The organism is Salmonella sp. SAL-020 (genome assembly GCF_017372215.1).
Classification (GTDB): Bacteria; Pseudomonadota; Gammaproteobacteria; order Enterobacterales; family Enterobacteriaceae; genus Salmonella; species Salmonella enterica.
Genome location: NZ_CP071690.1, coordinates 4017271 through 4044130, shown reverse-complemented (window position 1 = coordinate 4044130; position 26860 = coordinate 4017271). Strand labels below are relative to the sequence as shown.

General features: G+C 47.1%; 25 protein-coding genes, 1 tRNA gene and 5 pseudogenes. 21 read left to right on the top strand and 10 right to left on the bottom strand.

Translation table 11 applies throughout. From position 1 onward, the window contains the following. Nucleotide 1: 1 nt before the first annotated feature. Nucleotides 2–1513 carry a leucyl aminopeptidase gene (gene pepA, locus J1G48_RS19645; protein ID WP_000397158.1) on the bottom strand — a complete coding sequence of 504 codons (1512 nt, stop codon included), beginning with the start codon at nt 1511–1513 and terminating at the stop codon, nt 2–4. A gap of 280 nt (nt 1514–1793) precedes the next feature. On the opposite strand from pepA, the gene J1G48_RS23450 reads away from it, so the two are divergent. From J1G48_RS23450 to lptG, 3 genes are all read left to right on the top strand, one after another. Then, nucleotides 1794–1844 carry a hypothetical protein gene (locus J1G48_RS23450; protein ID WP_212724070.1) on the top strand — a complete coding sequence of 17 codons (51 nt, stop codon included), beginning with the start codon at nt 1794–1796 and terminating at the stop codon, nt 1842–1844. Nucleotides 1845–1907: 63 nt separating this feature from the next. Further along, nucleotides 1908–3008 carry an LPS export ABC transporter permease LptF gene (gene lptF / locus J1G48_RS19640; protein WP_000584132.1) on the top strand — a complete coding sequence of 367 codons (1101 nt, stop codon included), beginning with the start codon at nt 1908–1910 and terminating at the stop codon, nt 3006–3008. Continuing rightward, nucleotides 3008–4090: an LPS export ABC transporter permease LptG gene (gene lptG, locus J1G48_RS19635; RefSeq protein WP_001182242.1), complete on the top strand. Its 1083-nt coding sequence runs from the start codon at nt 3008–3010 to the stop codon at nt 4088–4090. The genes lptF and lptG overlap by 1 nt, the downstream gene beginning before the upstream one ends. A gap of 205 nt (nt 4091–4295) precedes the next feature. On the opposite strand, the gene J1G48_RS19630 is transcribed toward lptG, so the two are convergent. The 4 genes from J1G48_RS19630 to idnD form a co-directional block, all read right to left on the bottom strand. Then, complete coding sequence (locus J1G48_RS19630; protein WP_001244064.1) at nt 4296–5294, bottom strand: LacI family DNA-binding transcriptional regulator; 999 nt, start codon at nt 5292–5294, stop codon at nt 4296–4298. A 63-nt stretch (nt 5295–5357) separates the two neighbouring features. Next, on the bottom strand, nt 5358–6677 hold the full coding sequence (idnT, locus tag J1G48_RS19625) for a gnt-II system L-idonate transporter (RefSeq protein ID WP_001128356.1): 1320 nt from the start codon (nt 6675–6677) through the stop codon (nt 5358–5360). Nucleotides 6678–6738: 61 nt separating this feature from the next. Further along, a complete protein-coding gene (gene idnO / locus J1G48_RS19620; protein ID WP_000998685.1) occupies nt 6739–7503 on the bottom strand; it encodes a gluconate 5-dehydrogenase in 765 nt (254 codons plus the stop codon). Nucleotides 7504–7527: 24 nt separating this feature from the next. After that, the gene (gene idnD / locus J1G48_RS19615; protein ID WP_000453347.1) at nt 7528–8559 is read right to left on the bottom strand and encodes an L-idonate 5-dehydrogenase; all 1032 of its coding nucleotides are present in this window, start codon (nt 8557–8559) and stop codon (nt 7528–7530) included. Nucleotides 8560–8775: 216 nt separating this feature from the next. On the opposite strand from idnD, the gene idnK reads away from it, so the two are divergent. Beyond that, complete coding sequence (gene idnK, locus J1G48_RS19610; RefSeq protein WP_000896758.1) at nt 8776–9306, top strand: gluconokinase; 531 nt, start codon at nt 8776–8778, stop codon at nt 9304–9306. A gap of 27 nt (nt 9307–9333) precedes the next feature. Here the strand turns inward: idnK and J1G48_RS19605 are convergent, their stop codons facing one another. Further along, complete coding sequence (locus J1G48_RS19605) at nt 9334–10353, bottom strand: NAD(P)-dependent alcohol dehydrogenase (protein WP_000152558.1); 1020 nt, start codon at nt 10351–10353, stop codon at nt 9334–9336. A gap of 222 nt (nt 10354–10575) precedes the next feature. Between J1G48_RS19605 and J1G48_RS19600 the strand changes: the two genes are divergently transcribed. The 6 genes and pseudogenes from J1G48_RS19600 to J1G48_RS19575 form a co-directional block, all read left to right on the top strand. Beyond that, nucleotides 10576–10660: transfer RNA gene (locus J1G48_RS19600), tRNA-Leu, on the top strand. Nucleotides 10661–11109: 449 nt separating this feature from the next. Next, nucleotides 11110–11541, top strand: a pseudogene (locus J1G48_RS19595) (helix-turn-helix domain-containing protein); the annotation flags it as partial. Nucleotides 11542–11731: 190 nt separating this feature from the next. Beyond that, entirely contained in the window at nt 11732–11980 is a 249-nt protein-coding gene (locus J1G48_RS19590) for a ribbon-helix-helix domain-containing protein (RefSeq protein WP_000168388.1), read from the top strand. A gap of 108 nt (nt 11981–12088) precedes the next feature. Beyond that, nucleotides 12089–12328 carry a type II toxin-antitoxin system CcdA family antitoxin gene (locus J1G48_RS19585; protein ID WP_001118105.1) on the top strand — a complete coding sequence of 80 codons (240 nt, stop codon included), beginning with the start codon at nt 12089–12091 and terminating at the stop codon, nt 12326–12328. 2 nt (nt 12329–12330) lie between these two features. After that, the gene (locus tag J1G48_RS19580; protein WP_001199743.1) at nt 12331–12639 is read left to right on the top strand and encodes a CcdB family protein; all 309 of its coding nucleotides are present in this window, start codon (nt 12331–12333) and stop codon (nt 12637–12639) included. Nucleotides 12640–13044: 405 nt separating this feature from the next. Continuing rightward, a pseudogene (locus tag J1G48_RS19575) lies at nt 13045–13185 on the top strand (Arm DNA-binding domain-containing protein); the annotation flags it as partial. 31 nt (nt 13186–13216) lie between these two features. On the opposite strand, the pseudogene J1G48_RS19570 reads toward J1G48_RS19575, so the two are convergent. Then, nucleotides 13217–14350, bottom strand: a pseudogene (locus J1G48_RS19570) (IS3 family transposase). A 355-nt stretch (nt 14351–14705) separates the two neighbouring features. Here J1G48_RS19570 and sefA point away from each other — a divergent pair. From sefA to sefD, 4 genes are all read left to right on the top strand, one after another. Further along, nucleotides 14706–15203 carry an SEF14 fimbria major subunit SefA gene (gene sefA / locus J1G48_RS19565; protein ID WP_001679247.1) on the top strand — a complete coding sequence of 166 codons (498 nt, stop codon included), beginning with the start codon at nt 14706–14708 and terminating at the stop codon, nt 15201–15203. A gap of 121 nt (nt 15204–15324) precedes the next feature. Beyond that, on the top strand, nt 15325–16065 hold the full coding sequence (gene sefB / locus J1G48_RS19560; protein WP_001676217.1) for an SEF14/SEF18 fimbria chaperone SefB: 741 nt from the start codon (nt 15325–15327) through the stop codon (nt 16063–16065). A gap of 16 nt (nt 16066–16081) precedes the next feature. Then, the gene (gene sefC / locus J1G48_RS19555; RefSeq protein WP_000753927.1) at nt 16082–18526 is read left to right on the top strand and encodes an SEF14/SEF18 fimbria usher protein SefC; all 2445 of its coding nucleotides are present in this window, start codon (nt 16082–16084) and stop codon (nt 18524–18526) included. Beyond that, nucleotides 18523–18969: an SEF18 fimbria major subunit SefD gene (gene sefD, locus J1G48_RS19550; protein ID WP_001077813.1), complete on the top strand. Its 447-nt coding sequence runs from the start codon at nt 18523–18525 to the stop codon at nt 18967–18969. The genes sefC and sefD overlap by 4 nt, the downstream gene beginning before the upstream one ends. A gap of 33 nt (nt 18970–19002) precedes the next feature. Here the strand turns inward: sefD and J1G48_RS23440 are convergent, their stop codons facing one another. Then, the gene (locus J1G48_RS23440; RefSeq protein WP_227773088.1) at nt 19003–19263 is read right to left on the bottom strand and encodes a helix-turn-helix transcriptional regulator; all 261 of its coding nucleotides are present in this window, start codon (nt 19261–19263) and stop codon (nt 19003–19005) included. A gap of 140 nt (nt 19264–19403) precedes the next feature. Further along, nucleotides 19404–19817, bottom strand: coding sequence for a hypothetical protein (locus J1G48_RS23435; RefSeq protein ID WP_223163854.1), 414 nt, complete (start codon nt 19815–19817; stop codon nt 19404–19406). A gap of 576 nt (nt 19818–20393) precedes the next feature. On the opposite strand from J1G48_RS23435, the gene pefI reads away from it, so the two are divergent. The 7 genes and pseudogenes from pefI (at nt 20394) to J1G48_RS19510 (ending at nt 25372) form a co-directional block, all read left to right on the top strand. Continuing rightward, nucleotides 20394–20603, top strand: a complete 210-nt coding sequence (gene pefI, locus J1G48_RS19540; protein WP_000504711.1) for a transcriptional regulator PefI — start codon at nt 20394–20396, stop codon at nt 20601–20603. Further along, nucleotides 20588–20938, top strand: a complete 351-nt coding sequence (locus J1G48_RS19535) for a helix-turn-helix transcriptional regulator (RefSeq protein WP_000135401.1) — start codon at nt 20588–20590, stop codon at nt 20936–20938. The genes pefI and J1G48_RS19535 overlap by 16 nt, the downstream gene beginning before the upstream one ends. A gap of 244 nt (nt 20939–21182) precedes the next feature. Further along, a complete protein-coding gene (locus J1G48_RS19530; RefSeq protein ID WP_000178594.1) occupies nt 21183–21836 on the top strand; it encodes a DsbA family protein in 654 nt (217 codons plus the stop codon). After that, nucleotides 21826–21972 carry a hypothetical protein gene (locus J1G48_RS19525; protein ID WP_001141717.1) on the top strand — a complete coding sequence of 49 codons (147 nt, stop codon included), beginning with the start codon at nt 21826–21828 and terminating at the stop codon, nt 21970–21972. The genes J1G48_RS19530 and J1G48_RS19525 overlap by 11 nt, the downstream gene beginning before the upstream one ends. 50 nt (nt 21973–22022) lie before the next feature. Continuing rightward, the gene (locus J1G48_RS19520; protein ID WP_000490321.1) at nt 22023–22868 is read left to right on the top strand and encodes a YjiK family protein; all 846 of its coding nucleotides are present in this window, start codon (nt 22023–22025) and stop codon (nt 22866–22868) included. Nucleotides 22869–23130: 262 nt separating this feature from the next. Further along, nucleotides 23131–24241: pseudogene (locus tag J1G48_RS19515) on the top strand (IS3 family transposase). A gap of 255 nt (nt 24242–24496) precedes the next feature. Then, a pseudogene (locus J1G48_RS19510) lies at nt 24497–25372 on the top strand (phosphorothioated DNA-binding restriction endonuclease). A 479-nt stretch (nt 25373–25851) separates the two neighbouring features. Here J1G48_RS19510 and J1G48_RS19505 read toward each other — a convergent pair. Beyond that, nucleotides 25852–26568, bottom strand: coding sequence for a YebC/PmpR family DNA-binding transcriptional regulator (locus tag J1G48_RS19505; protein WP_000532939.1), 717 nt, complete (start codon nt 26566–26568; stop codon nt 25852–25854). Nucleotides 26569–26860 lie beyond the last annotated feature (292 nt).

Sequence of the window (26860 nt, the reverse complement as noted above, 5' to 3'; positions counted from 1 at the left end):
CTTACTCTTCGCCGTTAAAGCCCGCACGATTGAGCAGGAACTGCGACAGCAGCGCTACCGGACGACCCGTCGCGCCTTTCGCTTTGCCGGAACGCCAGGCGGTACCGGCGATATCCAGGTGCGCCCAGTTGTACTTACGGGTAAAGCGCGACAGGAAGCAGCCCGCGGTGATAGCGCCGCCAGGACGACCACCAATGTTCGCCATATCCGCAAAGTTGGACTCCAGTTGTTCCTGGAACTCATCGCCCAGCGGCAGACGCCACGCGCGGTCGCCCGCTTGCTCGGACGCGCCGATCAGTTCATGCGCCAGCGGGTTATGGTTCGACATCAGACCGGTAATGTGATGGCCCAGCGCAATCACGCAGGCGCCGGTTAGCGTCGCGACGTCAATGACGGCTTCCGGTTCGAAGCGCTCAACGTAGGTCAGCACGTCGCACAGTACCAGACGGCCTTCAGCATCGGTATTCAGCACTTCAACCGTCTGACCGGACATGGTGGTCAGTACGTCGCCCGGACGATACGCGCGTCCGCCCGGCATGTTTTCACAGCCCGCCAGTACGCCGATAACGTTAATCGGTAGCTGAAGCTCGGCGACCATACGCATCACGCCGTAAACCGCCGCCGCGCCGCACATGTCGTACTTCATCTCGTCCATCCCTTCAGATGGCTTGATGGAGATGCCGCCGGAGTCGAAGGTCAGGCCCTTACCCACCAGCACGATCGGACGCGCGTCTTCGGACGGATTGCCCTTGTACTCAATCACCGACATCAGCGATTCATTCTGCGAACCGTGGCCGACCGCCAGATAAGCGTTCATACCCAGTTCGCGCATTTGCTGTTCGCCGATCACGCGGGTGATGACATTTTTGCTGTAGCTGTCGGCCAACTGGCGCGCCTGTGACGCCAGGTAGGCGGCGTTACAGATATTGGGCGGCATGTTGCCGAGATCTTTCGCAGCCTTAATCCCGGCGGCGATGGCCAGACCGTGCTGAATGGCGCGTTCGCCGCTGGTGAGCTCACGGCGGGTCGGCACATTAAAGACCATCTTACGTAGCGGGCGGCGCGGCTCGCTCTTGTTGGTCTTGAGTTGATCAAAGCTATAAAGCGTCTCTTTGGCCGTTTCGACGGCCTGACGCACTTTCCAGTAGTTGTTGCGGCCTTTAACGTGCAGTTCGGTCAGGAAACAGACGGCTTCCATCGAACCAGTATCATTCAGAGTATTTATCGTTTTCTGAATAACCTGCTTATACTGACGTTCATCAAGCTCGCGCTCTTTGCCGCAACCAATGAGGAGGATTCGCTCGGAAAGAACGTTAGGAACATGGTGCAGCAACAGAGTCTGCCCCGGTTTTCCTTCCAGTTCGCCGCGACGCAGCAATGCGCTGATGTATCCGTCGCTAATTTTGTCGAGCTGTTCTGCAATCGGAGAAAGGCGACGCGGTTCAAAGACGCCCACGACAATGCAGGCACTCCGCTGTTTCTCCGGGCTACCGCTTTTTACACTGAACTCCATGCACTATGCTCCTGAATCTTAAAGACAACAGTGGTGGCTACAGCTATACTCGTCGTCTTTCAAGTTGCAGATGCGTTGGCTGCGCCTGCTCGCCCCTGTCGCTTACCTGATGTAAGCTCCGGGGCTTCACAGTCTTGCCGCCTGCCTGCAACTCGAAATCCATTAGAGTATAGAAATTGAAAGCTTTCGTAACTCATGTCCGCTGTTGCGGTGACTTCGTGTTAATCTTAACGTTATTACGGCATTGGCACGTCAGAACAAGTTCTGAGAGGTGAATCCGCTGAGTATAATGATCTTAGCGATGATTTCGACGACTCAAGAGAATAAATGACGTTTAAGCCATGAAACAAGCTAAATTCCAGCAAAAAAATGGGTTTTTACGGGCGTATTTAAAGTGATAATCATAAGATATCTGGTGCGGGAGACGCTCAAAAGCCAGCTGGCGATACTCTTCATCTTACTTTTGATCTTCTTTTGTCAAAAGTTAGTGAGGATTCTCGGCGCGGCGGTTGACGGCGATATTCCCGCAAATCTGGTGCTCTCGCTTCTGGGGCTGGGCGTACCGGAAATGGCGCAGCTCATCCTGCCTTTAAGCCTGTTCCTGGGGCTGCTGATGACGCTGGGCAAACTGTATACCGAAAGTGAAATTACGGTCATGCACGCCTGTGGGTTGAGCAAAGCCGTGCTGGTAAAGGCCGCCATGGTACTGGCGTTATTTACCGGTATCCTTGCGGCGGTTAACGTGATGTGGGCCGGCCCCTGGTCGTCAAAACACCAGGATGAAGTACTGGCAGAGGCGAAAGCGAACCCCGGTATGGCGGCGTTGGCGCAGGGACAATTCCAGCAGGCGACCAACGGCAGCTCGGTGCTGTTCATCGAAAGCGTTGACGGCAGCGACTTCCACGATGTTTTCCTGGCGCAAATTCGCCCTAAGGGCAATGCTCGTCCTTCTGTGGTCGTGGCCGATTCCGGACACCTTACTCAGTTGCGCGATGGTTCCCAGGTTGTCACCTTAAACAAAGGGACGCGTTTTGAAGGAACGGCGTTGCTACGCGATTTTCGCATCACCGACTTCCAGAACTATCAGGCAATTATTGGCCATCAGGCCGTGGCGCTGGACCCGAACGATACCGACCAGATGGACATGCGCACGTTGTGGAATACCGACAACGATCGCGCTCGCGCCGAGCTGCACTGGCGTATCACGTTAGTCTTTACCGTATTTATGATGGCGCTGATGGTCGTGCCGCTCAGCGTGGTGAATCCACGTCAGGGGCGTGTCTTGTCTATGTTGCCCGCCATGCTGCTTTATCTGCTGTTCTTCCTGATCCAGACCTCCATTAAATCGAATGGCGGTAAAGGCAAACTGGACCCGGTTATCTGGATGTGGGCGGTCAACCTGATCTATCTGGCGTTGGCGATTGGTTTGAACCTGTGGGATACGGTGCCGGTCCGCCGCCTGCGTGCCCGTTTTCTGCGTAAAGGAGCGGTATAATGCAGCCATTTGGTGTACTTGACCGCTATATCGGTAAAACCATTTTTACCACCATCATGATGACGTTGTTCATGCTGGTGTCGCTCTCCGGGATCATCAAGTTTGTCGATCAGCTGAAAAAAGCGGGGCAGGGTAACTACGACGCGCTGGGCGCGGGTATGTACACCCTGCTCAGCGTACCTAAGGATATCCAGATCTTCTTTCCTATGGCGGCGCTGCTTGGCGCGCTGCTGGGACTGGGGATGCTGGCGCAGCGTAGCGAACTGGTGGTGATGCAGGCATCGGGTTTCACCCGTATGCAGGTGGCGCTGTCGGTGATGAAAACGGCTATCCCCCTGGTGCTGTTAACCATGGCGATCGGCGAATGGGTCGCCCCGCAGGGCGAGCAGATGGCGCGTAACTATCGTGCGCAGGCGATGTATGGCGGCTCGCTGCTTTCCACCCAGCAAGGTCTGTGGGCGAAAGACGGGAATAACTTTGTCTATATTGAACGGGTGAAGGGCGACGAGGAGCTGGCCGGCATTAGCATTTACGCTTTCAACGATCAGCGTCGTTTGCAGTCGGTGCGTTACGCCGCTTCGGCAAAATTCGACCCGGAGCATAAGGTCTGGCGTTTGTCGCAGGTGGATGAGTCCGATCTGCAAAACCCGAAACAGATCACCGGTTCGCAGACGGTGAGCGGCACCTGGAAAACGAATCTGACGCCGGATAAGTTAGGCGTGGTGGCGCTGGACCCGGATGCGCTTTCCATCAGCGGTCTGCATAACTACGTTAAATATCTGAAGTCGAGCGGACAGGACGCCGGACGTTATCAGCTCAATATGTGGAGTAAAATCTTCCAGCCGCTCTCCGTGGCGGTGATGATGCTGATGGCGCTGTCGTTTATCTTTGGACCGCTGCGTAGTGTGCCGATGGGCGTGCGCGTGGTGACGGGGATTAGCTTCGGCTTCGTCTTCTACGTCCTCGACCAGATTTTTGGCCCGCTGACGCTGGTATATGGCATTCCGCCGATTGTCGGCGCGCTGCTGCCGAGCGCGTCTTTCTTCCTGATTAGCCTGTGGCTAATGCTGCGTAAGTCGTAATCACAGTAATCGTAGGCCTGATGGCGCTGTGCTTTTCAGGCCTACTCCGGACCCGTAGGCCGGATAAGTCCTTTCCGCCGCCATCCGGCAGACAGCCTGGTATTCCTCGAATGATGTAGCGCGTAACCTGACACGTGGCGCTTTTGGCTACGCGTTAAGCACAGGCAAGCTGCGGGAAAGAGCATAAGCGCAGTAGTTCAAAAAGTTATAATGTGTTGCCGTGATAAATCTGATAACCCAAATCAATCGTATTATGGTTGAGATCGTTATTTTTAATTTTGTTGAGCAACATCTGCGCGGCTCTGCGCCCGATCTCAAAACGAGGGGTAATTACGCTGGCGAGGCTCGGTATCATTTGCCTGCCCATCTCCAGACCGTGGAAGCCGGCGATGGAGATCTGCTCCGGTACGGCCAGTTGACGCTCGCGGCACCACAGTAGAGCGCCCATTGCGATATCGTCGTTAGTACAAAAGACGCCATCCACGTCCGGGTGCGCAGTAAGCGCATCACGCATTAGCTGTATCCCCAGATGGATAGAGGAGATAGCGCGGGGATTGATGCGCAACGGCGCCAGCCCCCGGCGCGTCATCGCATCGCAGTAGCCGTGATAACGCTGCTCATCTCGGATATCGTCTTTTGAACCCAGATAGAGGATTTTTCGCCGCTGGCGTTTATCCAGCATGGTGCTGACCATATCAAAGGCGGCCTGACGGTTATCAAACCCCACCTCCATATCTAAGCGATCACCCTGGATGTCCATGAGTTCTACAATCGGAAGGGTAGCTGAGCGCAGGAATTTGACGGTTCTGAGGGTATGATATTTTTCTGAAAGAATAATGCCGTCGATATTGTAAGACAGTAAATTGATAACGGACTCTTCTTCCGAATCGCGATTGTAATTGTAATTCGCAATGAGAGTTTGGTAGTTATGACCCGACGTTACGGATTCAATCCCGGCAAGAATGTCGGCAAACAACTGGTTCTGGAAAGAGGGGATCAGCACGCCCAGAGTGTAACTTTGCGCGTTTAACAGCATAGCTGGCGCGCGATTTGGTATGTAGTTAATTTCCTCCATGATCTGCGCAATACGCTCGCCGGTTTCCCTGGCGACTTTTTTCGGCGAGCGGATGTAACGGCTCACCGTCATTTTTGTCACGCCAGCAAGCGTAGCGATATCCTGCAAAGAAATTCTGTGATTCCTCATGTTTTCTCCAGTACCGGGGGCGGGAACGTCGCCCCCATGGTTAATTGGGCTGCGGATGATGAATTAATGCAGAACCGCATTCAGCGCCAGTACGCCCAGTAACCCCATGACAGAAATCAATGTTTCCATAACGGTCCAGGTACGTAGGGTTTCCCCGACGCTAAGATTAAAATACCCTTTAAACAGCCAAAAACCGGGATCGTTAACATGTGATGCAATAACGCTTCCCGCGCCTGTCGCCAGTACCATTAACGCCGGATCGGCGTGGGTTACGTTAATAATCGGCAATACGACGCCCGCTGTGGTTATCGCGGCCACGGTCGCGGAACCTAACGCAATACGCAGCACGGCGGCTACCGTCCAGCACATTAATAACGGAGATAGCGAGGTGCCGGTCATTAATTGCGAGATATATTGGCCCACGCCGCTATCCACCAGCACTTGTTTAAACGCGCCGCCGCCCGCGATGATAAAAACAATCATCGCAATAGCGCCAATGGACTCGCCGACGATATCCATCACCTGCTCAACCGTACGTCCGTTGCGTCGGCCCAGCGTAAAAATGGCGATGATAATGGCAATAAACAACGCCACTGCTGGATTACCGATAAATTCGAAGAAAACCCGCACGGCATTCGTTTTTGGCAGCGTGATTTCACATACCGCTGCGATGGCCATCAGAATGACCGGGATCACGGCGGCAAAAATACTGTTCCAGAATGACGGCATCTCTTCTTCACTGAATAGATGAGGATTAAATAATCCTTCAGGCGGCGCTTTCTCAAAGCGCGCCAGCAATTTTGAAAACAGCGGGCCGGCAACAATCACGGTCGGTATGGTAATGATTAACCCATACAGCAGGGTCGTACCGAGATTTGCCTCAAAAATTGTCGCAATAGCGGTAGGGCCGGGATGCGGCGGCAGGAAGCAGTGCGTAACGGATAAGGCGGCGACCATTGGAACCCCGACATACAGCAAGGGCAGTCCCGATGAGGCCACAATCGTAAAAACGAGCGGCAACAGCAGTACGAATCCGACTTCAAAAAACATTGCCAGGCCGACGATAAGCCCGGTGATCACCAGCGCCCATTGCACGCGTTTTTTGCCGAACGTATTAATGAGCGTCGTCGCAATGCGCTGCGCGGCGCCGGTATCGGAAATTAATCTTCCCAGCATCGCGCCAAAACCGAGGATCATGGCGAGTCCGCCCAGAGTACCGCCAATTCCGTTTTGTATGGAGTGCAGGACGTCTTGCGCGCCCATCCCTTCGGCAAATCCCACCACGGCGGCAACCAGAACAAGGGCGATAAAGCCGTTAACTTTAAAGCCAATCATTAAGACCAACAGCAGCGCAACGCCTGCCGCAATAATTATTAATGGCATATTCGTCTCTCTTATTAGCGCCAAAATAGCAGCGCTTACGCGCTGCGTCGTATTTCCCTGGTCAGACGGCAACCAGCATACCGCCATCGACAAACAGCAGATGTCCGTTAACAAAGTCGGAGGCTTTTGACGAGAGAAACACCGCTGCGCCAATAAGCTCCTGGGGATCGCCCCAGCGTGCGGCAGGCGTACGTTTGCATAGCCAGGAGGTGAAGGCTTCATCTTCAACCAGCGCTTTGGTCATCTCCGTTTTGAAGTATCCCGGCGCAATACCGTTGACCTGGATATTATGACGCGCCAGCTCCACGCACATGCCGCGAGTCAGCATCTTCACGGCACCCTTCGACGCGGCATATGGCGTAATCGTGTCGCGGCCCAGCTCGCTTTGCATCGAACAGATATTGATCACTTTTCCTGCCTTACGCGCCACCATACGGCGCGTAACGGCCTGAGAGACGAGAAAAACCGCGGTCTGATTTACGGCGATGACATCATTCCACTCCTGCTCGGGAAACTCAGTAAACGGATGACGGCGCTGGATACCGGCGTTATTTATCAGGACGTCAATGACGCCGATATCTTTTTCGATATGTTCAATCGCAGCTTCAATATCCTGTTTATGGGTGACATTAAAGGGAGCGGCAATAGCCTTTATCCCTTCCTGCTGAAGTTTCGTCACGGCTGTTTCGGCGCGCTCCGGAGTAATATCGTTAACAATAATGCGCGCGCCATAGCGACCAAGACCGGTTGCCAGCAAATAACCAATTCCCTGAGCGGCTCCGGTGATAAGGATATTTTTACCTGCCAGTGAAAAAAGATCGTTCATGATAGTGTCCCTTATTTTACTTTCTCAGAAAATGAGCTGAACTTTTGCCGCCTGTGTTTTGTCTCCGGCAAAGATCAGCGCCGCTTCCAGGTCGGTAAATGGATATTCCGCGCTCAGTAACGGCAGCGGATTGATAACGCGGTTGGCAAGCCAGGAAACCGCAGTATTAAATTCGGTAGTAAAACGGAAAGAGCCTTTCAGGGAGATCTCTTTGCTTATTACCATCATCATCGGGAAGTTGGGGACTGCGCCGCCCATGCCAACCTGCACCATCACGCCTTTGGCCCGTGTGACTTCCAGACACGTTGAGATAGAGGAAGGATGCCCAGAGACTTCAAAACTGATATCGAAATACCCTTTTTCTGCTTTCCAGCCATCAAGAGAATCATGCTGTGGGTTCACCAGCGTATCCGCGCCCATCTGCCGGGCCAGCGAGAGAGAACGGGCGCTGATATCGGCACATACCACTTCCGCCGCGCCCAGCGTTTTTACCGCGCTAACAATCAGGCAGCCGATAGGGCCAACGCCGGAGATAAAGACGCGTTTGCCCTGCAGATCGCCCGCCTCATGAGCCGCATGAATGGCAACCGCCAGCGGTTCGGCAAAGGCCATGGCTTTTTCGTCCGCCTGTTCCGGCCAGGGAATGCACTGAGCGGTATCGACAGCTTTAAATCGGGTAAAACCGCCATCGACATGCGGAAAATACATGGCGCTGCCAAAGAAACGCATTTCAGTACAGTGGTTTTCTTCATGCTGCAGACAGTATTTGCAATGACCACAAGGCTTCGATGGATTAATCGCTACCGGTTGTCCTTCACGTAATAAATCTGAGTCGCTATGAACGATTTTGCCAATCACTTCATGACCTAAAATCATTGGCGCTTTTACTGTAAAATTGCCGACTTTGCCTTCCTGATAATAATGTAAGTCAGACCCACAAATGCCGCCACGGGTAATTTGTACGAGTGTTCCTTTATTATTCCATTCAATATTTTGTTCCGTAACGGCAACAGCACGCTTACCCGCAACAACGCAGGATTGAGTTTTTACTTCCATAAATTCCTCACTGGTCAGGTAGTTACCCTGAACGCATTTAAGCGGTTTTATTTGTCATTATTTGTGACTTACGTCACGCTGGAAAATTGTTACACTACAATGTTACGCATAACGTGATGTGCCTTAGAGTTCTTCTCTATGGAAATTAAAAAACGTGAAATTGTCGAACGTAGAGGCGTAATATTGTGGAGTGGAATATGACTCAGAGGTATTTAAATGGCCGGGGAAAGCTATATTTTAATGGGTGTTTCAGGTAGTGGTAAGTCTTTAATAGGCAGCAAAATTGCAACATTATTTTCTGCGAAGTTTATTGACGGCGATGATCTCCATCCGGCGAAAAACATTGATAAAATGTCTCAGGGAATACCGTTAACTGATGAAGACCGCTTACCCTGGCTGGAACGATTAAATGACGCTTCATACAGTCTTTATAAAAAAAATGAGACGGGATTTATTGTCTGCTCGTCATTAAAAAAACAGTACCGCGATATTTTACGTAAGAGCAGCCCTAACGTACATTTCCTGTGGCTGGATGGCGATTACGCTACCATTCTGCAGCGAATGCAGCGTCGTGCCGGGCATTTTATGCCGCCAGACCTGCTGCAAAGTCAGTTTGACGCGCTGGAGCGACCGTGTGCCGATGAACATGATATTGCGCGTATCGATGTTAATCATGACATCGAGCACGTGACGGAGCAGTGCCGACAGGCTGTACAGGCTTTTCGTCAGGCACTCAGCGCTTCCTGATCATTGTCAAAGCGCTGAGTCAGGCGGTCAGAAGTCAGCTTTTAGCACTACACGATAGCGGGCTTTGCCGTCGCGAACGTGCTGGATAGCCTCGTTGATTTGTGACATCGCGAACAGTTCCGTGGTGGGCGCGACTTTGCTGCGTCCGGCGAATTTCATCAGTTTGCGAAGTTCATATGGCGTTCCGGTTGCCGAGCCTGAGATACTGCGATCGCCGGCAATTAATGTAAACGCCGGTACGGGCAGCGGCTTCAATACGGCCCCAACGGTATGGAAGTTGCCGCCATACGTCAGCGCTTCGAAGTAGGGCTGCCAGTCGAGATCGACGTTGACCGTGTTAATAATGAGATCGAACTGGCCCGCCAGTGCTTTTAACGCTTCCGGATCGCGGCTGTTCACCACGTTATTGGCACCCATCGCCAGCACTTCCTGCTCTTTCGATGGATTGGAGCTGAACGCGGTGACTTCGCAGCCCATTGCATGTAACAGCTTTATGGCGATATGCCCAAGCCCGCCAATACCGATGACGCCAACGCGGCTGGTAGCAGTAATATGGTGCATCAGTAGCGGTTTAAAGACCGTAATGCCGCCACATAACAGCGGGCCTGCGGACGCCATATCCATATTCTCCGGAAGAGGAATTACCCACTGCCAGCCCGCGCGAAGCTTCTCGGCAAAACCGCCACGATTGAGGATAGTGGGCACTGCCCCTTCCAGGCAGTTAATTTGATTGCCGCTGATACAGGCATCGCAGTGTCCGCAGCTGCGCGCCGTCCAGCCGATTCCAACGCGCTGGCCGACTTTTAGTCCCTTATCCTGTGCCGCGCTACCGAGTGCGGCCACCCGACCGATGACCTCATGTCCGGCAACCAGAGGGTATTGAGAGAACCCCCATTCATTGTCGATCATTGACAGATCGGAATGGCAGATCCCGCAGTAGTCGACCCGTACCTCGACATCTTCCGGTTGGAGTTCTCCCGCGTCATATTCATAGAGTTCGAGTTCGCCGCCCGCCTCTTTGGCGGCGTAGCTTTTTATTATCGTCATTGTGCTTCCCTTAATGTGGTGTTGAACTGAAAAGTGTAGAGCATGGAGGCAAGGGACGCCCGGCGTTAATCTGCTGGAGAAGGCGGGAAGTAGCCTGATTATTCTATTTAATCCTCAACGCTGCTGAAATTTTCAGCACTTAGCGATACAGGTGTATGCTCGTGCTTGCATGGCGGCGTATGACAGGTATAATCCACAACGTTTTCCGCATACCTCTTCAGTGCCGAAGTGGCGAAATCGGTAGACGCAGTTGATTCAAAATCAACCGTAGAAATACGTGCCGGTTCGAGTCCGGCCTTCGGCACCAAAAGCATGTAAATGGACCTCAGCTGAGGTCTTTTTTATGTCTGAAATCCGCGCTATACAAGGCCTTCCACGATTTTTCCTTCAACTGAAGTCAATCTAACTCAACCCACATCAACAAGCTTGTGAGTATACTAATGAGTATATTTTCCGATTCTATATTGCTTGTATACTCACGAGATACCAATCGAAGGAGGTCTATCATGACCTAACGGATACTAAAGTTCGTTCTGCGAAACCTGAGGATAAAGAGTATTCACTTGTTGACGGTGACGGCATGTCCTTACTTGTAAAACCTAAATAGCTGCGCCAAATAGTAGATCACTTTGAGGGAACTCAGCCCGGATTGTGCGATCTGATCAATCGCCAAAAATCACAAATCACCAACCGGACTGAGCGATGCCGATCATAGCACCAATTCCCCGTGACGAACGACGCCTGATGTAGAAAGCTATCCATAAAACGCACGATAAAAATTATGCCCGCAGGCTGACTGCCATGCTGATGCTGCACCGGGGCGATTGCGTCAGCGACGTTGCCAGAACGCTCTGCTGTGCCCGTTCCTCCGTCGGTCGCTGGATTAACTGGTTCACGTTGTCGGGTATTGAAGGTCTGAAATCATTATCTGCCGGGCGTACCCGTCGCTGGCCGTTTGAGCATATCTGCACGCTGTTACGTGAGCTGGTAAAACACTCTCCCGGTGATTTTGGCTACCAGCGTTCCCGCTGGAGTACAGAACTTCTGGCAATAAAAATCAATGAGATAACCGGTTGCCAGTTACATGCCGGAACCGTTCGCCGCTGGTTGCCGTCTGCGGGGCTTGTGTGGCGAAGGGCCGCGCCAACTCTGCGTATCCGTGACCCGCATAAAGATGAAAAGATATCTATTCGCTATTTTCAGAAGGGCAGCGGGCATATCACGTTTAAGCGTCTGGATCTGGTGGAGAAGATGAATGATATCGTGGCTAAACACTATCCGGGGATGTTGCCTGTGAAATAAGATGTGATGTTTTTATAGGCACCTCTATACTAATCTTAATAGGAGTTATTAAGTATTATTAAACGAGGTAATCCCTATGGCTTCTTCCGCTAAACAGACCATCAGCGCCCAGATTCCAGTTGAGTTGGCTGCTGCTGTTGAAAATCTGGCAATTGAGTTAGATCGTTCTAAGAGCTGGATTATTAAGGAAGCATTGACCAGTATGCTGGCCGAAAGAGAACGGCGTCATCAGAGCATCCAGGCCGGTCTTGCCGATGTGGATGCTGGTCGTGTAGTGAGTCATTCGGATATGGTAGATTTTGACAACCGTTTAAAGGAAACCTGACAGGCAAAGATGTTGCTATCCGAGATAGTCGCCTCTCATTGCCATTTGCTTAAATATTCCCCATACTAGATACATGTGTTTATTACACGTGTAATTTTAGGAGGCTCTATGCCGGGTATGAGTGTACGACATAAAAAAACAGTCAGTGTCACGCTGGAACCTGCATTGCTTCAGCAAGCCCGTGATGCAGGTATTAATCTGTCAGCGGTGCTTACCGCCGCGCTGAAAGAGGAAATCAGTGCCACAGGCGTTGAACGCTGGAAAGCAGAAAATAGAGCGGGTTTGCAGGAGCTCAATCGTATTACTGATGAGCACGGCCTTTTATCGGACGATTACAGGACGTTTTAATCATGCAATACATGGTTTATCGCAATAAAGGAAACAGCAAGGCTTATCCTTATTTACTTGATGTGCAAAGCGATATTATTGATGAACTGCATACTCGCATGGTTATCCCATTGTTTCCTGTGAGCAGATTGGTAAATAACCCAGTTAAGCGCCTCACGCCCACTCTGAATGTGGAAGGTAATGACTATCTGGTGATGACTCACGAAATGGCGAGTATCAGGCTTTCGCAGATTGGTGATGAGGTGATGGACGTTCGTTCCCACAGGCAAACCATCAAAAATGCTCTCGATTTTATCTTTGACGGGTTCTGAATGGCTTGCAGGTCAAATGGAGAGTTGTTCACCGTTCTGGAGGGGACTTGACGCGCTTGAACCTGTGGAAGAAGATGAGGCGTGATTTTAAGTTAACTGCGTTTTCAGAGAATCGCGCATGAGTATACATGTGAGTATATATAGCGGTTCTCTTGTTTTGTAATCTTATTTACTTCAATAGGTTACGTCGAGAATCGCGGTGCGGCCTTCGCACCATACAAAGCTTTTTTCAAGTCTACTAACGTCTACTTTAGTCGATAAAAACAGTAAGTTAAGCAGGTTTCTGACTTAGCCTAGTCTGTTCACGTCTACTCAATTCCTTGAACATATACCAACCGATGATGGTGTAACTGATGGTATTCCCGGTTCGATTGATTTTGGTACCAACACTGGAGATATCAACTGATGGCTCTCACCGATATCAAAGTTAGGACTACCAAGCCCTCCGACAAACCTTTCAAACTCACAGATGGGCAGGGTATGCACCTGCTGATCAACCCCAATGGTTCAAAATACTGGCGACTCCAATACTGTTTCGTGGGTAAACTGATCCTACCCGCGTAATAGGGATACAACCCTAAGCGCGGTTCTGGTTTTCAAATTGTTCCGGACTGAGACCGCCACAGGCACTGTGGCGACGCCAGCGATTGTAATCGCACTCAATATAATTAAACATTGCTGCCCGCATTATTTCCCGGCTGGCAAAGTCCTCTCCATGAATACATTCCACCTTCAGCGTGTGGAAGAAGCTTTCCGCACAGGCATTATCGTAACAACAGCCTCTGGCGCTCATCCTGCCCCGAAGATTATGCCGTTTCAGTAAGCTCTGGTAATCCGCTGAACAGTACTTACTGCCTCTGTCTGTATATATGATGACTTTTCCGGTCTTTTACGCCGCCACAGCGCTATCTGTAATGTATCGCAGGCAAACTGTGCCGTCATCCGCGAGGACATAGACCAGCCAGTGGCTGACCGCGGCCACAGGTCAATAACCACGGCCAGATAAAGCCAGTCTTCACCGGTGCGAAGATACATGATGTCACCCACCCATTTCTGATTCGGGCCACTGGCGTAAAAGCCCTGCTTCAGCAGATTCTCTGGACTGGCAGACCATGTTCGCGGTAACTGACTGGACTGATCTTCCGTGAAGCTTTCGCCCGCAGCACCTGCCGGCGCAGGCTGGCCGCTACGGTTTTTATGTTATACACCCGTCCCTGAGCACGAAGCTCATCCGTCAGGCGTGGCGTACCGTAGCGCTGTTTTGCGTCACTGAATGCCTCCCGTACGACGTTATCACAGACAAGTCGGAACTGCTGACGCCGGACGTACCAGCTGTTACGGGCAACCTGAAGTACACGGCATATGGCTTTGATACTGAACTCAGCCTGATGTTTTTCGATGAAGACATACTTCATTTCAGGCGTTTCGCGAAGTATGTCGCGACCATTCTGGAGAATGGTCAGTTCCTCATCCCGTTCTGCCAGTTGACGCTTCAGACGGACGATTTCTGCGGACATCTCCTGTTCGCGTTCAGAAGAAGAGAGCTGATTTTGCTGTTTGCTTCGCCAGTTGTAGAGCTGCGATTCATACAGGTTAAGCTCGCTGGTAGCCGCAGCCATCCCAATGCGTTAGCCAGTTTCAAGGCTTCGTCGCGAAATTCAGGCGTATGTTGCTTGCATGGCTTTTTGGTGGTTGATGCTGCTTTTGTCATGTGAGACACCTCTTTCTTGAGAGTTTACTCACTTTGTCGCATGTCCACTCTTGCTGGGTAAGATCAGACAACCCATTCTCTCAATAAATAACATAAACATTTTTATTTGGATGTGTTTTTTTGTTTATGCTTTTTAAATAAAGGGTTGATATGAAATTTTTTAAACATGTGGATATTAGATATTCCACAAAAAGTATTAATGGATCATCCACTTATTAATGGGGATGTTGTGTAAAGATAAAAAAATAGTGATCCTTGTTTTTTTTCTTAAATTTTTAAAATGGCGTGAGTATATTAGCATCCGCACAGATAAATTGTGCGAATGCTAATAGTTGATTTTTGGAGATTTTGTAATATGCGTAAATCAGCATCTGCAGTAGCAGTTCTTGCTTTAATTGCATGTGGCAGTGCCCACGCAGCTGGCTTTGTTGGTAACAAAGCAGAGGTTCAGGCAGCGGTTACTATTGCAGCTCAGAATACAACATCAGCCAACTGGAGTCAGGATCCTGGCTTTACAGGGCCTGCTGTTGCTGCTGGTCAGAAAGTTGGTACTCTCAGCATTACTGCTACTGGTCCACATAACTCAGTATCTATTGCAGGTAAAGGGGCTTCGGTATCTGGTGGTGTAGCCACTGTCCCGTTCGTTGATGGACAAGGACAGCCTGTTTTCCGTGGGCGTATTCAGGGAGCCAATATTAATGACCAAGCAAATACTGGAATTGACGGGCTTGCAGGTTGGCGAGTTGCCAGCTCTCAAGAAACGCTAAATGTCCCTGTCACAACCTTTGGTAAATCGACCCTGCCAGCAGGTACTTTCACTGCGACCTTCTACGTTCAGCAGTATCAAAACTAATTTAATTTAAACTTTATAAATGCCCTCAATATGAGGGCATTTGGATAATTTTATTATTTTAAAAATATCTATTTTGAATAGATAGGTTTTATGCTTCCATGCAAAAACTTAAAGAGGGATTATGTATATTTTGAATAAATTTATACGTAGAACTGTTATCTTTTTCTTTTTTTGCTACCTTCCAATTGCTTCTTCGGAAAGTAAAAAAATTGAGCAACCATTATTAACACAAAAATATTATGGCCTAAGATTGGGCACTACACGTGTTATTTATAAAGAAGATGCTCCATCAACAAGTTTTTGGATTATGAATGAAAAAGAATATCCAATCCTTGTTCAAACTCAAGTATATAATGATGATAAATCATCAAAAGCTCCATTTATTGTAACACCACCTATTTTGAAAGTTGAAAGTAATGCGCGAACAAGATTGAAGGTAATACCAACAAGTAATCTATTCAATAAAAATGAGGAGTCTTTGTATTGGTTGTGTGTAAAAGGAGTCCCACCACTAAATGATAATGAAAGCAATAATAAAAACAACATAACTACGAATCTTAATGTGAATGTGGTTACGAATAGTTGTATTAAATTAATTTATAGGCCTAAAACTATAGACTTAACGACAATGGAGATTGCAGATAAATTAAAGTTAGAGAGAAAAGGAAATAGTATAGTTATAAAGAATCCAACATCATCATATGTGAATATTGCAAATATTAAATCTGGTAATTTAAGTTTTAATATTCCAAATGGATATATTGAGCCATTTGGATATGCTCAATTACCTGGTGGAGTACATAGTAAAATAACTTTGACTATTTTGGATGATAACGGCGCTGAAATTATAAGAGATTATTAGTTTAAGGTGTAAACAAATGAAGAAAACCACAATTACTCTATTTGTTTTAACCAGTGTATTTCACTCTGGAAATGTTTTCTCCAGACAATATAATTTCGACTATGGAAGTTTGAGTCTTCCTCCCGGTGAGAATGCATCTTTTCTAAGTGTTGAAACGCTTCCTGGTAATTATGTTGTTGATGTATATTTGAATAATCAGTTAAAAGAAACTACTGAGTTGTATTTCAAATCAATGACTCAGACTCTAGAACCATGCTTAACAAAAGAAAAACTTATAAAGTATGGGATCGCCATCCAGGAGCTTCATGGGTTGCAGTTTGATAATGAACAATGCGTTCTCTTAGAGCATTCTCCTCTTAAATATACTTATAACGCGGCTAACCAAAGTTTGCTTTTAAATGCACCATCTAAAATTCTATCTCCAATAGACAGTGAAATTGCTGATGAAAATATCTGGGATGATGGCATTAACGCTTTTCTTTTAAATTACAGAGCTAATTATTTGCATTCTAAGGTTGGAGGAGAAGATTCATACTTTGGTCAAATTCAACCTGGTTTTAATTTTGGTCCCTGGCGGCTAAGGAATCTATCATCTTGGCAAAACTTGTCAAGCGAAAAAAAATTTGAATCAGCATATATTTATGCTGAGCGAGGTTTAAAAAAAATAAAGAGCAAACTAACAGTTGGGGACAAATATACCAGTGCAGATTTATTCGATAGCGTACCATTTAGAGGCTTTTCTTTAAATAAAGATGAAAGTATGATACCTTTCTCACAGAGAACATATTATCCAACAATACGTGGTATTGCGAAAACCAATGCGACTGTAGAAGTAAGACAAAATGGATACTTGATATATTCTACTTCAGTCCCCCCCGGGCAATTCGAGATAGGTAGAGAACAAATTGCTGATCTTGGTGTTGGGGTTGGGGTTCTTGATGTTAGCATTTATGAAAAAAATGGGCAGGTCCAAAACTATACAGTGCCATATTCAACTCCTGTATTATCTTTGCCTGATGGATATTCTAAATATAGTGTAACTATTGGTAGATACAGGGAGGTTAACAATGATTATATCGATCCTGTTTTTTTTGAAGGGACTTATATATATGGTCTGCCTTATGGGTTTACTTTATTTGGTGGAGTGCAATGGGTAAATATTTATAATTCATATGCCATAGGCGCAAGTAAAGATATTGGTGAGTATGGTGCTCTGTCTTTTGACTGGAAAACATCTGTTTCGAAGACTGATACATCCAATGAAAATGGTCATGCATATGGGATTAGATACAATAAAAATATCGCTCAGACAAACACCGAAGTATCTTTGGCTAGTCATTACTATTATTCGAAAAATTATAGAACTTTTTCTGAAGCAATTCATAGTAGCGAGCATGATGAATTTTACGATAAAAATAAGAAATCAACAACCTCTATGTTATTAAGTCAGGCATTAGGATCTCTGGGTTCTGTTAACTTAAGCTACAATTATGATAAATATTGGAAACATGAAGGTAAAAAATCAATAATTGCTAGTTATGGGAAGAATTTAAATGGTGTTTCGTTATCGCTTTCATATACGAAAAGTACATCAAAGATTAGTGAAGAAAATGAAGATTTATTCAGTTTTCTACTCAGTGTACCTTTGCAAAAACTTACAAATCATGAAATGTATGCTACATATCAAAACTCATCCTCTTCAAAGCATGATATGAATCATGATTTAGGTATTACTGGTGTGGCATTTAATAGCCAATTGACATGGCAAGCAAGAGGGCAAATAGAAGATAAATCGAAAAATCAAAAGGCTACATTTTTAAATGCTTCTTGGCGAGGTACTTATGGGGAGATCGGAGCAAACTATAGTCATAATGAAATAAATCGTGATATTGGGATGAATGTTTCTGGTGGGGTGATTGCTCATTCATCAGGAATTACGTTTGGTCAGAGTATATCGGATACTGCTGCACTGGTAGAGGCTAAAGGTGTAAGTGGGGCAAAAGTTCTGGGCCTACCAGGTGTTAGAACCGATTTTAGAGGCTATACAATATCCAGTTATCTTACTCCATATATGAATAACTTCATATCTATAGATCCAACAACGTTACCAATAAATACGGATATTAGGCAAACTGATATTCAAGTAGTTCCTACCGAAGGTGCTATTGTAAAAGCTGTATATAAAACAAGCGTGGGTACTAATGCATTAATTAGAATTACAAGAACAAATGGAAAGCCACTAGCTCTTGGCACAGTTCTTTCACTTAAGAATAATGATGGAGTAATCCAATCAACATCTATTGTTGGCGAAGATGGTCAGGCATATGTATCTGGATTGTCAGGAGTGCAAAAATTAATCGCTTCGTGGGGGAATAAGCCCTCCGATACTTGTACAGTTTTTTACTCTCTTCCCGATAAAAACAAAGGTCAGATTAGCTTTTTAAATGGAGTGTGCAAATGAATCAGTATAATTCGTCAATACCTAAGTTCATTGTCTCTGTTTTTCTGATTGTTACTGGTTTTTTCAGCTCAACTATTAAAGCACAAGAACTTAAATTAATGATTAAAATAAATGAGGCTGTTTTTTATGACCGTATTACAAGTAATAAAATAATAGGTACGGGGCATCTATTTAACAGAGAGGGAAAAAAAATCCTCATTAGTTCAAGTTTAGAAAAAATTAAAAATACCCCAGGGGCATATATTATTAGAGGTCAGAATAACTCAGCCCATAAGCTTAGGATAAGAATAGGTGGAGAAGACTGGCAACCAGATAATTCAGGTATTGGTATGGTATCTCATTCTGATTTTACTAATGAATTTAATATTTATTATTTTGGGAATGGAGACATTCCTGTTGACACATATTTAATAAGCATATATGCGACAGAAATTGAATTATAATAAAGGGTGCGCAAATTGGCGCACCTATAACTCTTAATTATAAAGCATAAATGCAGCTTTTTCTCCTGTATTTCTATGCTTATATTTTAGATGGAATTGTTTTGGGGTTAAGCCATAATAGTCAGAAAATAATTTAATGAAATATGATACGCTTGACATTCCTACGGCATATGATACTTTATTAATATGGGTGTCGCTATCAAGCACCAAACGCGCTGCTTTTTGCATCCTGGCATCCAGAAGGATTCTGTAAAAATTAGTATTTTCATTCTCAAGTTTTTTTCTGATAGTCACTTCTGATAAATTTAGTTTTTCGGATAATGTTTTTAATCTCCATTTCGTTGAAATGTCATTATCTATTGTTTTTCTAACAATATCAGAAAAACTACGTGAGACTGAAATGCACAGAGATGTGTATAGCTGCTCGATATTATTCACTTTTGAAAATAAGCAGGCAATTTCATAAATATCATTATTGTTATTTTTTCTCTTTTTAAATATTCAAATAAAATTCCATTAATTCCATTGTCGGTTATAATAAAAACCTTATCGCTAAATGTTCTGTAGCGTATTGGTGATAAACTTTCTGAGCAATTAGAAGCCTCAAATAAGCATAAAACTCTACTTAATAATTCATCTGGCAAAGTAATAATGTCAAATGATTCAATGTCATCCATATATTCAATTTCCACAACGGCTTCTATATTTTTTTCTATTAAGGCTATGTTGCCTCTAGTTATTTTTATTTCCTCTGGCTTTGACTTGTTCTTAATGGTAACAATACAGTTTTTCGAATGTAAAATAGCATAACGATATAGTTTTATTTTTATGGCGTTTTTTTTCAACATGGAATCGCACCTAATTTTCACGCTTCACTGCAGAAGCCGATTTTATATTATTGTAGGTATTGTTTTATGATATAAAAATAACTTTATTAGATATGATTATCCGAAGGTGATGTTTTAAAATATCTAAATGCAGTGTAAGCCATGTGTGGTTGTTATAAGTGCTTTATAGGAGTTGTTGTTTCGTTATGCTCAATTAATTATGTTCATCTATATCCAACGGAGAGCCATGTGATATTTCTTTTAATGCCGGTACTGTACAGTCCGGGCAGGCTTGATTGGATCTATAAAAATAGATATGACTATCTCCTAAGATTTTAAATTCTCCGTATAAATGTTGAATGGGGATACTGCAATGCCTTTGATGTGACGTCTTAAAGGTAGGGCTTTATACATAACCAATACTCGAGTGAATCTGATGAAAGTGAATATGCATAAATGAACCATCAAAATATTCACATATTTTTACTTTTCGTCTTGGTTTGACCATATCGTAATGAGGTTGCTATAGAATGGATTAGTATTATTTTGTGGTAGTGGTAAATACATTTATTTTAACCTTGAAGAGTGGGGCTGTTTATGGGTGAATCCATCATTACAAACATCATCTCCATAATCCGGGAGCGTCAGAGTGCGGACAACGCGCCTGTTAAAATCCGCGATATTGCTGATGCTGCCGGACTCAGTATCTACCAGGTCCGGTCATATCTTGAGCAACTCCGTGCTGTCGGGGTGCTTGAGAAAGTAAATGCCGGAAAGGGAGCGCCCGGATTATGGCGTCTGCTTTGACCGTTTTCCCGGAAGACGGGGACATCAACCGGATATGGTACGATCGGTTTTGTATCGAATTTAACAGCGACGGCGGACTGAGTCCGGCTGAACTGCGGGTTATCCGACTGCTGCTGCAGGGCTATAACTGCGGGCAGATTGCTGCCCTCTGTTTTCGCAGCGTCAAAACCATTTCAGCCCAGAAAGTTCTGGCTTTCAGGCGCCTCGGCGTCAGGAATGATGCCACCCTGTTGCCAACCCTGATGCTTCTGGGGATGGTGACACTGTATACCGACCTGAACCGGTGTCATTCACTGGAGGAGGGCGGCCCGGAATGTGGGTCGGAAGCCGGATAAGTATCACTGAAAGTTATTTTATCATGTTCATGAAATTCGTTTATTACGCCTGTCTGGCCGTCGTCATATTAATGGCAATGGTCTTTTGTGTGTCAGTGCTTTTTATTCTGGAAAACTCATGACCGGAATATTCCGGCTGCCGGCTTAATGACCGTGCCGGATGAATTAAGATTTACTGCTGCTGTCAGGCGGTGCCGTTAAGCGGCCTTTCATTCTGTATATCTGTTATCCATGGAGTGTTTCCGTGACGATGAATTATGCCCGGGAGCTGTTTTTCCTGAGGGGAATATTATTTTCTTTTTTTTTACCTGGCTGCGCCCGTCCTGTGATTGCGCAGGAGTGGGAGTTCATAACGCCCTTGGTGGCTGATGCCCCCGCCGAGGTGGAACTATTTTCCTTTTACTGTCCGCCCTGCTATGCGTTCTCACAGACGATGGGCGTGGCCCAGGCCATCCGGCACGTACTGCCGCACGGTGACCGGATGATCAAGTACCATGTCAACCTGCTGGGCCCCCTCGGCCATGAGCTGACACGGGCCAGGGCGCTGGCCATGATGATGAAGGAAACTGACGTGGTCGAGAAGGCCTTCTTCATGGCCGACATGGTGGAGAAACGCCTGCATTCCCCGGACGATGTCCATCGGGTGTTTATGTCTGCCACCGGTATCAGTCGCGGGGAGTATGACAGAAGTATAAAAAGTCCCGCCGTGAATGACATGGTGGCATTACAGGAACGGTTGTTTAAGGAATATGGCGTGAGGGGGACGCCTTCCGTGTATGTCCGTGGCCGTTACCACATCAACAATGCCGCCTTCAGCGCATTCTCCGTCGAAGACTTCAGGAGCCGTTATGCTGCGGTGGTCCGGAAACTGCTGGCCGGTAACCCTGATGCCGACTGATGATAAAGGCACCATACAGGCCGGAGATATCCTCCCGCTCCGTGCGCTGATTCTCCTGCTGCTGACCAGCGTCTTTATCTCCGGCTTTCTGACCGGCGTCCTGGCCATGCTCTGGCTTATCTGCCGTGGGGCATGATGTGAAGTCCGGTCTCCCCTGTAACAGAAAACATAACTTTCACCACCACGATGTTCAGATATTTATGTAACCAGAAAGCAGCACTGCTGACCGCCATTCTCCTGATGGCGGCCGGCGTGCTCACCCTGTGTTTCCCGGAGTCCTGGTACCCGCAGGAAACAGAATGGCAGCTCACGGCAGAAAAAGAAATTACCGGGATACACGGCGGCCTCTCCGGCCTGACATGGAACCCGGACAGCAGAACGCTGTTTGCCGTGACCGACCACCCCTCCTCGGTGGTGGAGCTGGACACGGAAGGGAACGTGCTGCGGGTGATACCGTCAGACGGCGATCACGATTTTGAGGCCATCGAATACCTCGGCGGGAACCGCTATGCCCTGTCCCGGGAGCGGGAACGGACGCTCACCACCCACTGCATTGACAGCAGCACGACCGTCCTCCCGCCGGCAACATACAGCCTGACGCTGGATGTGAACAGGCACAGCGACAATGCCGGTTTTGAAGGCCTTGCCCAGGGGCGGGGAGAGCATGCCCTGATGGTGGCGCAGGAGAAAAAACCTCTGCGGCTTTACGTGACGGACCAGAGCCCTGATGCGCTGTCGGTGAGTGACTCGCTGACACACCGGGCCTCCCTGCCATGGTTCCTGAAGGATATCTCCGGCCTGCATTATGACCGGAACAACGGGCTCCTGTATGTACTTTCTCATGAGTCTGACGTGGTCGTGGTGTCGGACCTGGACGGCGGGAGAAAGGTGATGTCGCTGCGCCGGGGACACTATGGCCTGCGAAGGGATATCCCGCAGGCGGAGGGGATAGCCTCAGATGACCGGGACACGCTGTGGATAGTCAGTGAACCGAATCTGTTTTACCGCTTCACCCGCACGGCTTCGTCCTGAGGATGAGGCGGCGTGGAAGGTGAAGTAAAATTCGCCGCGTGAAGCCGGCCGGCATTGGTGCCGGTGTCAGCGGTGGATGCTGACAGTGGAAAGATGATGAAAAACATAACATTCAGCGCATCTTTTTTCAGGGAATTATTCTGGTTTGTGGTGATGGTGGGAAGCTGGTTGATGACCTTCCCCTGTAAGTATCCCGCATAATCGTGCCATTCACATTTAGAGATCCTCCGGCATAATCAATCTGCCAACAAAGGAGATCGCTATGCGTAAAGCCCGTTTTACTGAGCATCAGATCATTGCCGTAATTAAATCGGTTGAAGCCGGACGAACCGTTAAAGATGTCTGCCGGGAGGCCGGTATATCTGAAGCCACCTGGTACAACTGGAAGTCCAGATACGGCGGCATGGAGGCTTCTGATATTAAAAAGATCAAGGATCTTGAGGACGAGAATCGGCGTCTCAAACAGATGTTTGCCGACCTGAGCCTTGAGAACCGGGCGCTGAAAGACGTTATCGAAAAAAGCTTTAAAACCAGCCTTTAAGCGTGAGCTGGTCACTCATCTGATAACGACATTTGGACTCAGTATCCGTCAGGCCTGCCGGAGTCTGAACCTGAGCAGAACGGTTTACCATTACCGTCCGGATAACACGCGTGACGAACCCGTTATTGTCGCGTTGCAGGCAGTGGCAGAGCGATACCCACGGTACGGTTTTCCAAAACTTTTCCAGGTTCTGCGGCGGCAGGGATACCCGTGGAATCACAAAAGGATCCATCGTATTTATTGTCTGCTGAAGCTGAATTTTCGCCGTAAAGGCAAACAACGGTTGCCGGTGCGTAATCCCTCGCCACTGGCCACACCGGAAGCGCTTAACCAGAGCTGGTCTGTCGATTTTATGCATGATGATCTGGTCTGTGGCCGTCGTTTTCGCACGTTCAATGTCGTTGATGACTTTAACCGTGAGGCATTGTCGATTGAAATCGATCTGAATCTGCCAGCTTTGCGCGTGGTCCGTGTACTCGACAGGACCGCGGCAAATCGCGGCTATCCGGTTATGCTACGCATGGATAATGGTCCGGAATTTATCTCACTTGCACTGGCTGAATGGGCAGAGCAACATGCAGTAAAACTGGAATTTATTCAGCCGGGTAAGCCGACGTAGAGCGCTTTTATTGAGCGCTTTAACCGAACATACCGTACAGAAATACTCGATTTTTATCTGTTCAGAACGCTGAATGAAGTGCGGGAAATCACTGAAAGATGGGTGTCAGAATATAACTGTGAACGCCCTCATGAATCACTGAACAATATGACGCCGGAGGAATATCGGCAACACAATCATTTGGCCGGGATCTCAAAAAATGCCTGGAACTAAAACGGGTCTATTTACAGCGAGTCCGGCCTTCGCACCAAAAGCATATAAATGGACCTCAACTGAGGTCTTTTTTATTTCTAAAATCCAGAAGTTACCTACCTTTCTCGGTTGAGCGCTGTGTTTTTTCCGTTGTTATCAGAATGCTAACTGTCAGTACAGAGCCGACAGACAAAAAGTATGTCTGCAATAATGTCTTGAATGTACATATAGTTGCGAGCATCATCGCAACTATGTGCTCATGGATTCTTCAACGTAATGACCTCTGACAAAACCCTAAAGCAAGCGATATCAAATATTACTATCTGGCGCAAAGGCGAACAGCGAGCGCCGCATAAGCCGTTATTGCTGTTATATGTCCTCTCGCACTATCGGCAGGGCCACGATCGTCTATTTGATTATGGTTCTGAAATTCATGAGTAATTGCTGGATTTACTGGAGCGCTATGGGCCACAGCGCCGTGAACAGCGCCCGGATATGCCGTTCTGGCGTCTGAAGGGCGATGGTTTCTGGGAATTGCAAAACGCGGAATTCTGCTCAACCAGCGGTAGCCGCCAGCCACCTAAACGTGAACTCATTGAATATAATGTTGCTGGTGGGTTTGATGCCGTCAATTTCGCGCTGGTAACAAAAAAACGTAAGCTAATCGACACGCTGGCGCAGCAGATCCTTGAGGCGCATTTTCCGACCAGTATTCAGGAAGACATCGCTGACGAGATGGGTTTTGATATTCGCACCTCTCTCCGTCAACGCGATCCGAAGTTCCGCCAGGCGGTGCTACGAGCTTACAATTATCAATGTGCGGTCTGCGGCTTCAATATGCGCCACGACAACGCCCCTATAGCGCTTGAAGCAGCCCATATCAGATGGAAGCAGCATCATGGTCCTTGTGAAGTACCTAATGGCCTGGCGTTGTGCGCAATCCATCATAAAGCGTTCGATCGTGGTTCGATTGGCCTGGATGAAAATATGCGCGTGGTGGTTTCCGACGCGGTGAATGGTGGCGGGGTGGTACAGCGGCTGTTCTGGGATTTTGCGGGGAAAGAGATCGCGTTGCCGCAGATGAAAGAAAATTATCCGGGTGAACGGTTTGTGGAATGGCACAAGAGGGAGGTGTTCAGAGGAGGGCATTGATCTGGGGGAGTATTTTGAGTGTGGTATACGTTATCTGTAAAAAATAGCTCCACATCAAAGGCATCAAAGTAATCGGCCACGGTTCTCGCACTATGGTCTGTAGCGCGCTGGTGGAGTCACACCTGTGGTCAATCGACGCGTAGAGCGCCAGATGAGCCATCATGAGCGCAAGCGGAATTTATAAGGCGCGGCGCCTTAAAGAGCACAGGGAGATTGTAAGTAGCCCGATATTGCTGGCTTTTGCTTAGCTTGCTGACGGGATTCGTCGTATGAAACATGAAAATTACCTCATGTTTTATATAAGGATTCGACACTATATCAAAACCGGTAACTCTCAATCTTTCAAAGCTATGTGTCAGATCAGGTCGTGATAAGACACGTAAATTTAAAGATCTATATATCTGGCCAGATAGACTTTTTTATAACAGCTTTATAAATTAAACAAATCTGTCATAGAGACAGATTTGTTTAATTTATAATTAGAGGTTTGCAACGTTATGATATACTTTTTGCACATCATCATCATCTTCAAGGGCATCAACAAGTCCTTCAAAGATTTCTAAATCTTCTGGTGAAAGTTCAACTTCTGATTGAGCAATCATTTCTAATTCTGTTGTTGAAAATTCAGTAATTCCAGCTGCTTTTAGCGCTGCAATTCCTTTGTGCAGGTCTGTAGCTTCAGTATAAATAACGATGTTTCCTTCTTCTTCGGTTACATCACGAACATCAACTTCAGCATCAAGCAAAATTTCGAAAATATGGTCAGGGTCTGTTCCTTTAAATACAATCACTCCAGTATTGTCAAACATATAGCTGACAGCACCTGCCGCTCCGATATTCCCGCCTTTTTTATTGAAAATTGTGCGGATATTAGCAATCGTACGGTTAACATTAGACGTCAACGTTTCAGCGATAACCATTGAACCATTGGGTCCAAAGCCTTCATAACGCCCTTGCACGAACGTTTCATCTCCGCCACCTTTGGCTTTATCAATAGCTTTATCAATAACATGTTTTGGAACCTGTGCTTGTTTCGCACGTTCAATAACGAATTTTAAAGCTGAGTTTGATTCCGGGTCTGGTTCACCTTGTTTAGCCGCAGCATAGATTTCTACACCAAATTTTGCATATACTTTAGACGTTGCACCGTCTTTAGCCGTTTTTTTAGCAACAATATTTGCCCATTTACGTCCCACTGGAAACATCTCCTCAAAGAATTATTTACATTAATGGCAGGTTAATAATCTGCATGTTTTTCTGCCGTATTATATCATAATATATAAATTCTCGTCTATGAGAAATAAAAAGTTCCAGCTTTTACGGAGGATTACTTTGATTTTAACAATAGCTAATATGGTGGGTAAGTCATTTTTTAATTTTCTTCTGGTTCTTTTTTTATTCTTAATAATTGAATCGCAGCAATAACGTCTTATTGATGGTGGTTTCGTTCATCAGGTGAGGTGGAACGCTTGCACGTTTTGCGACATA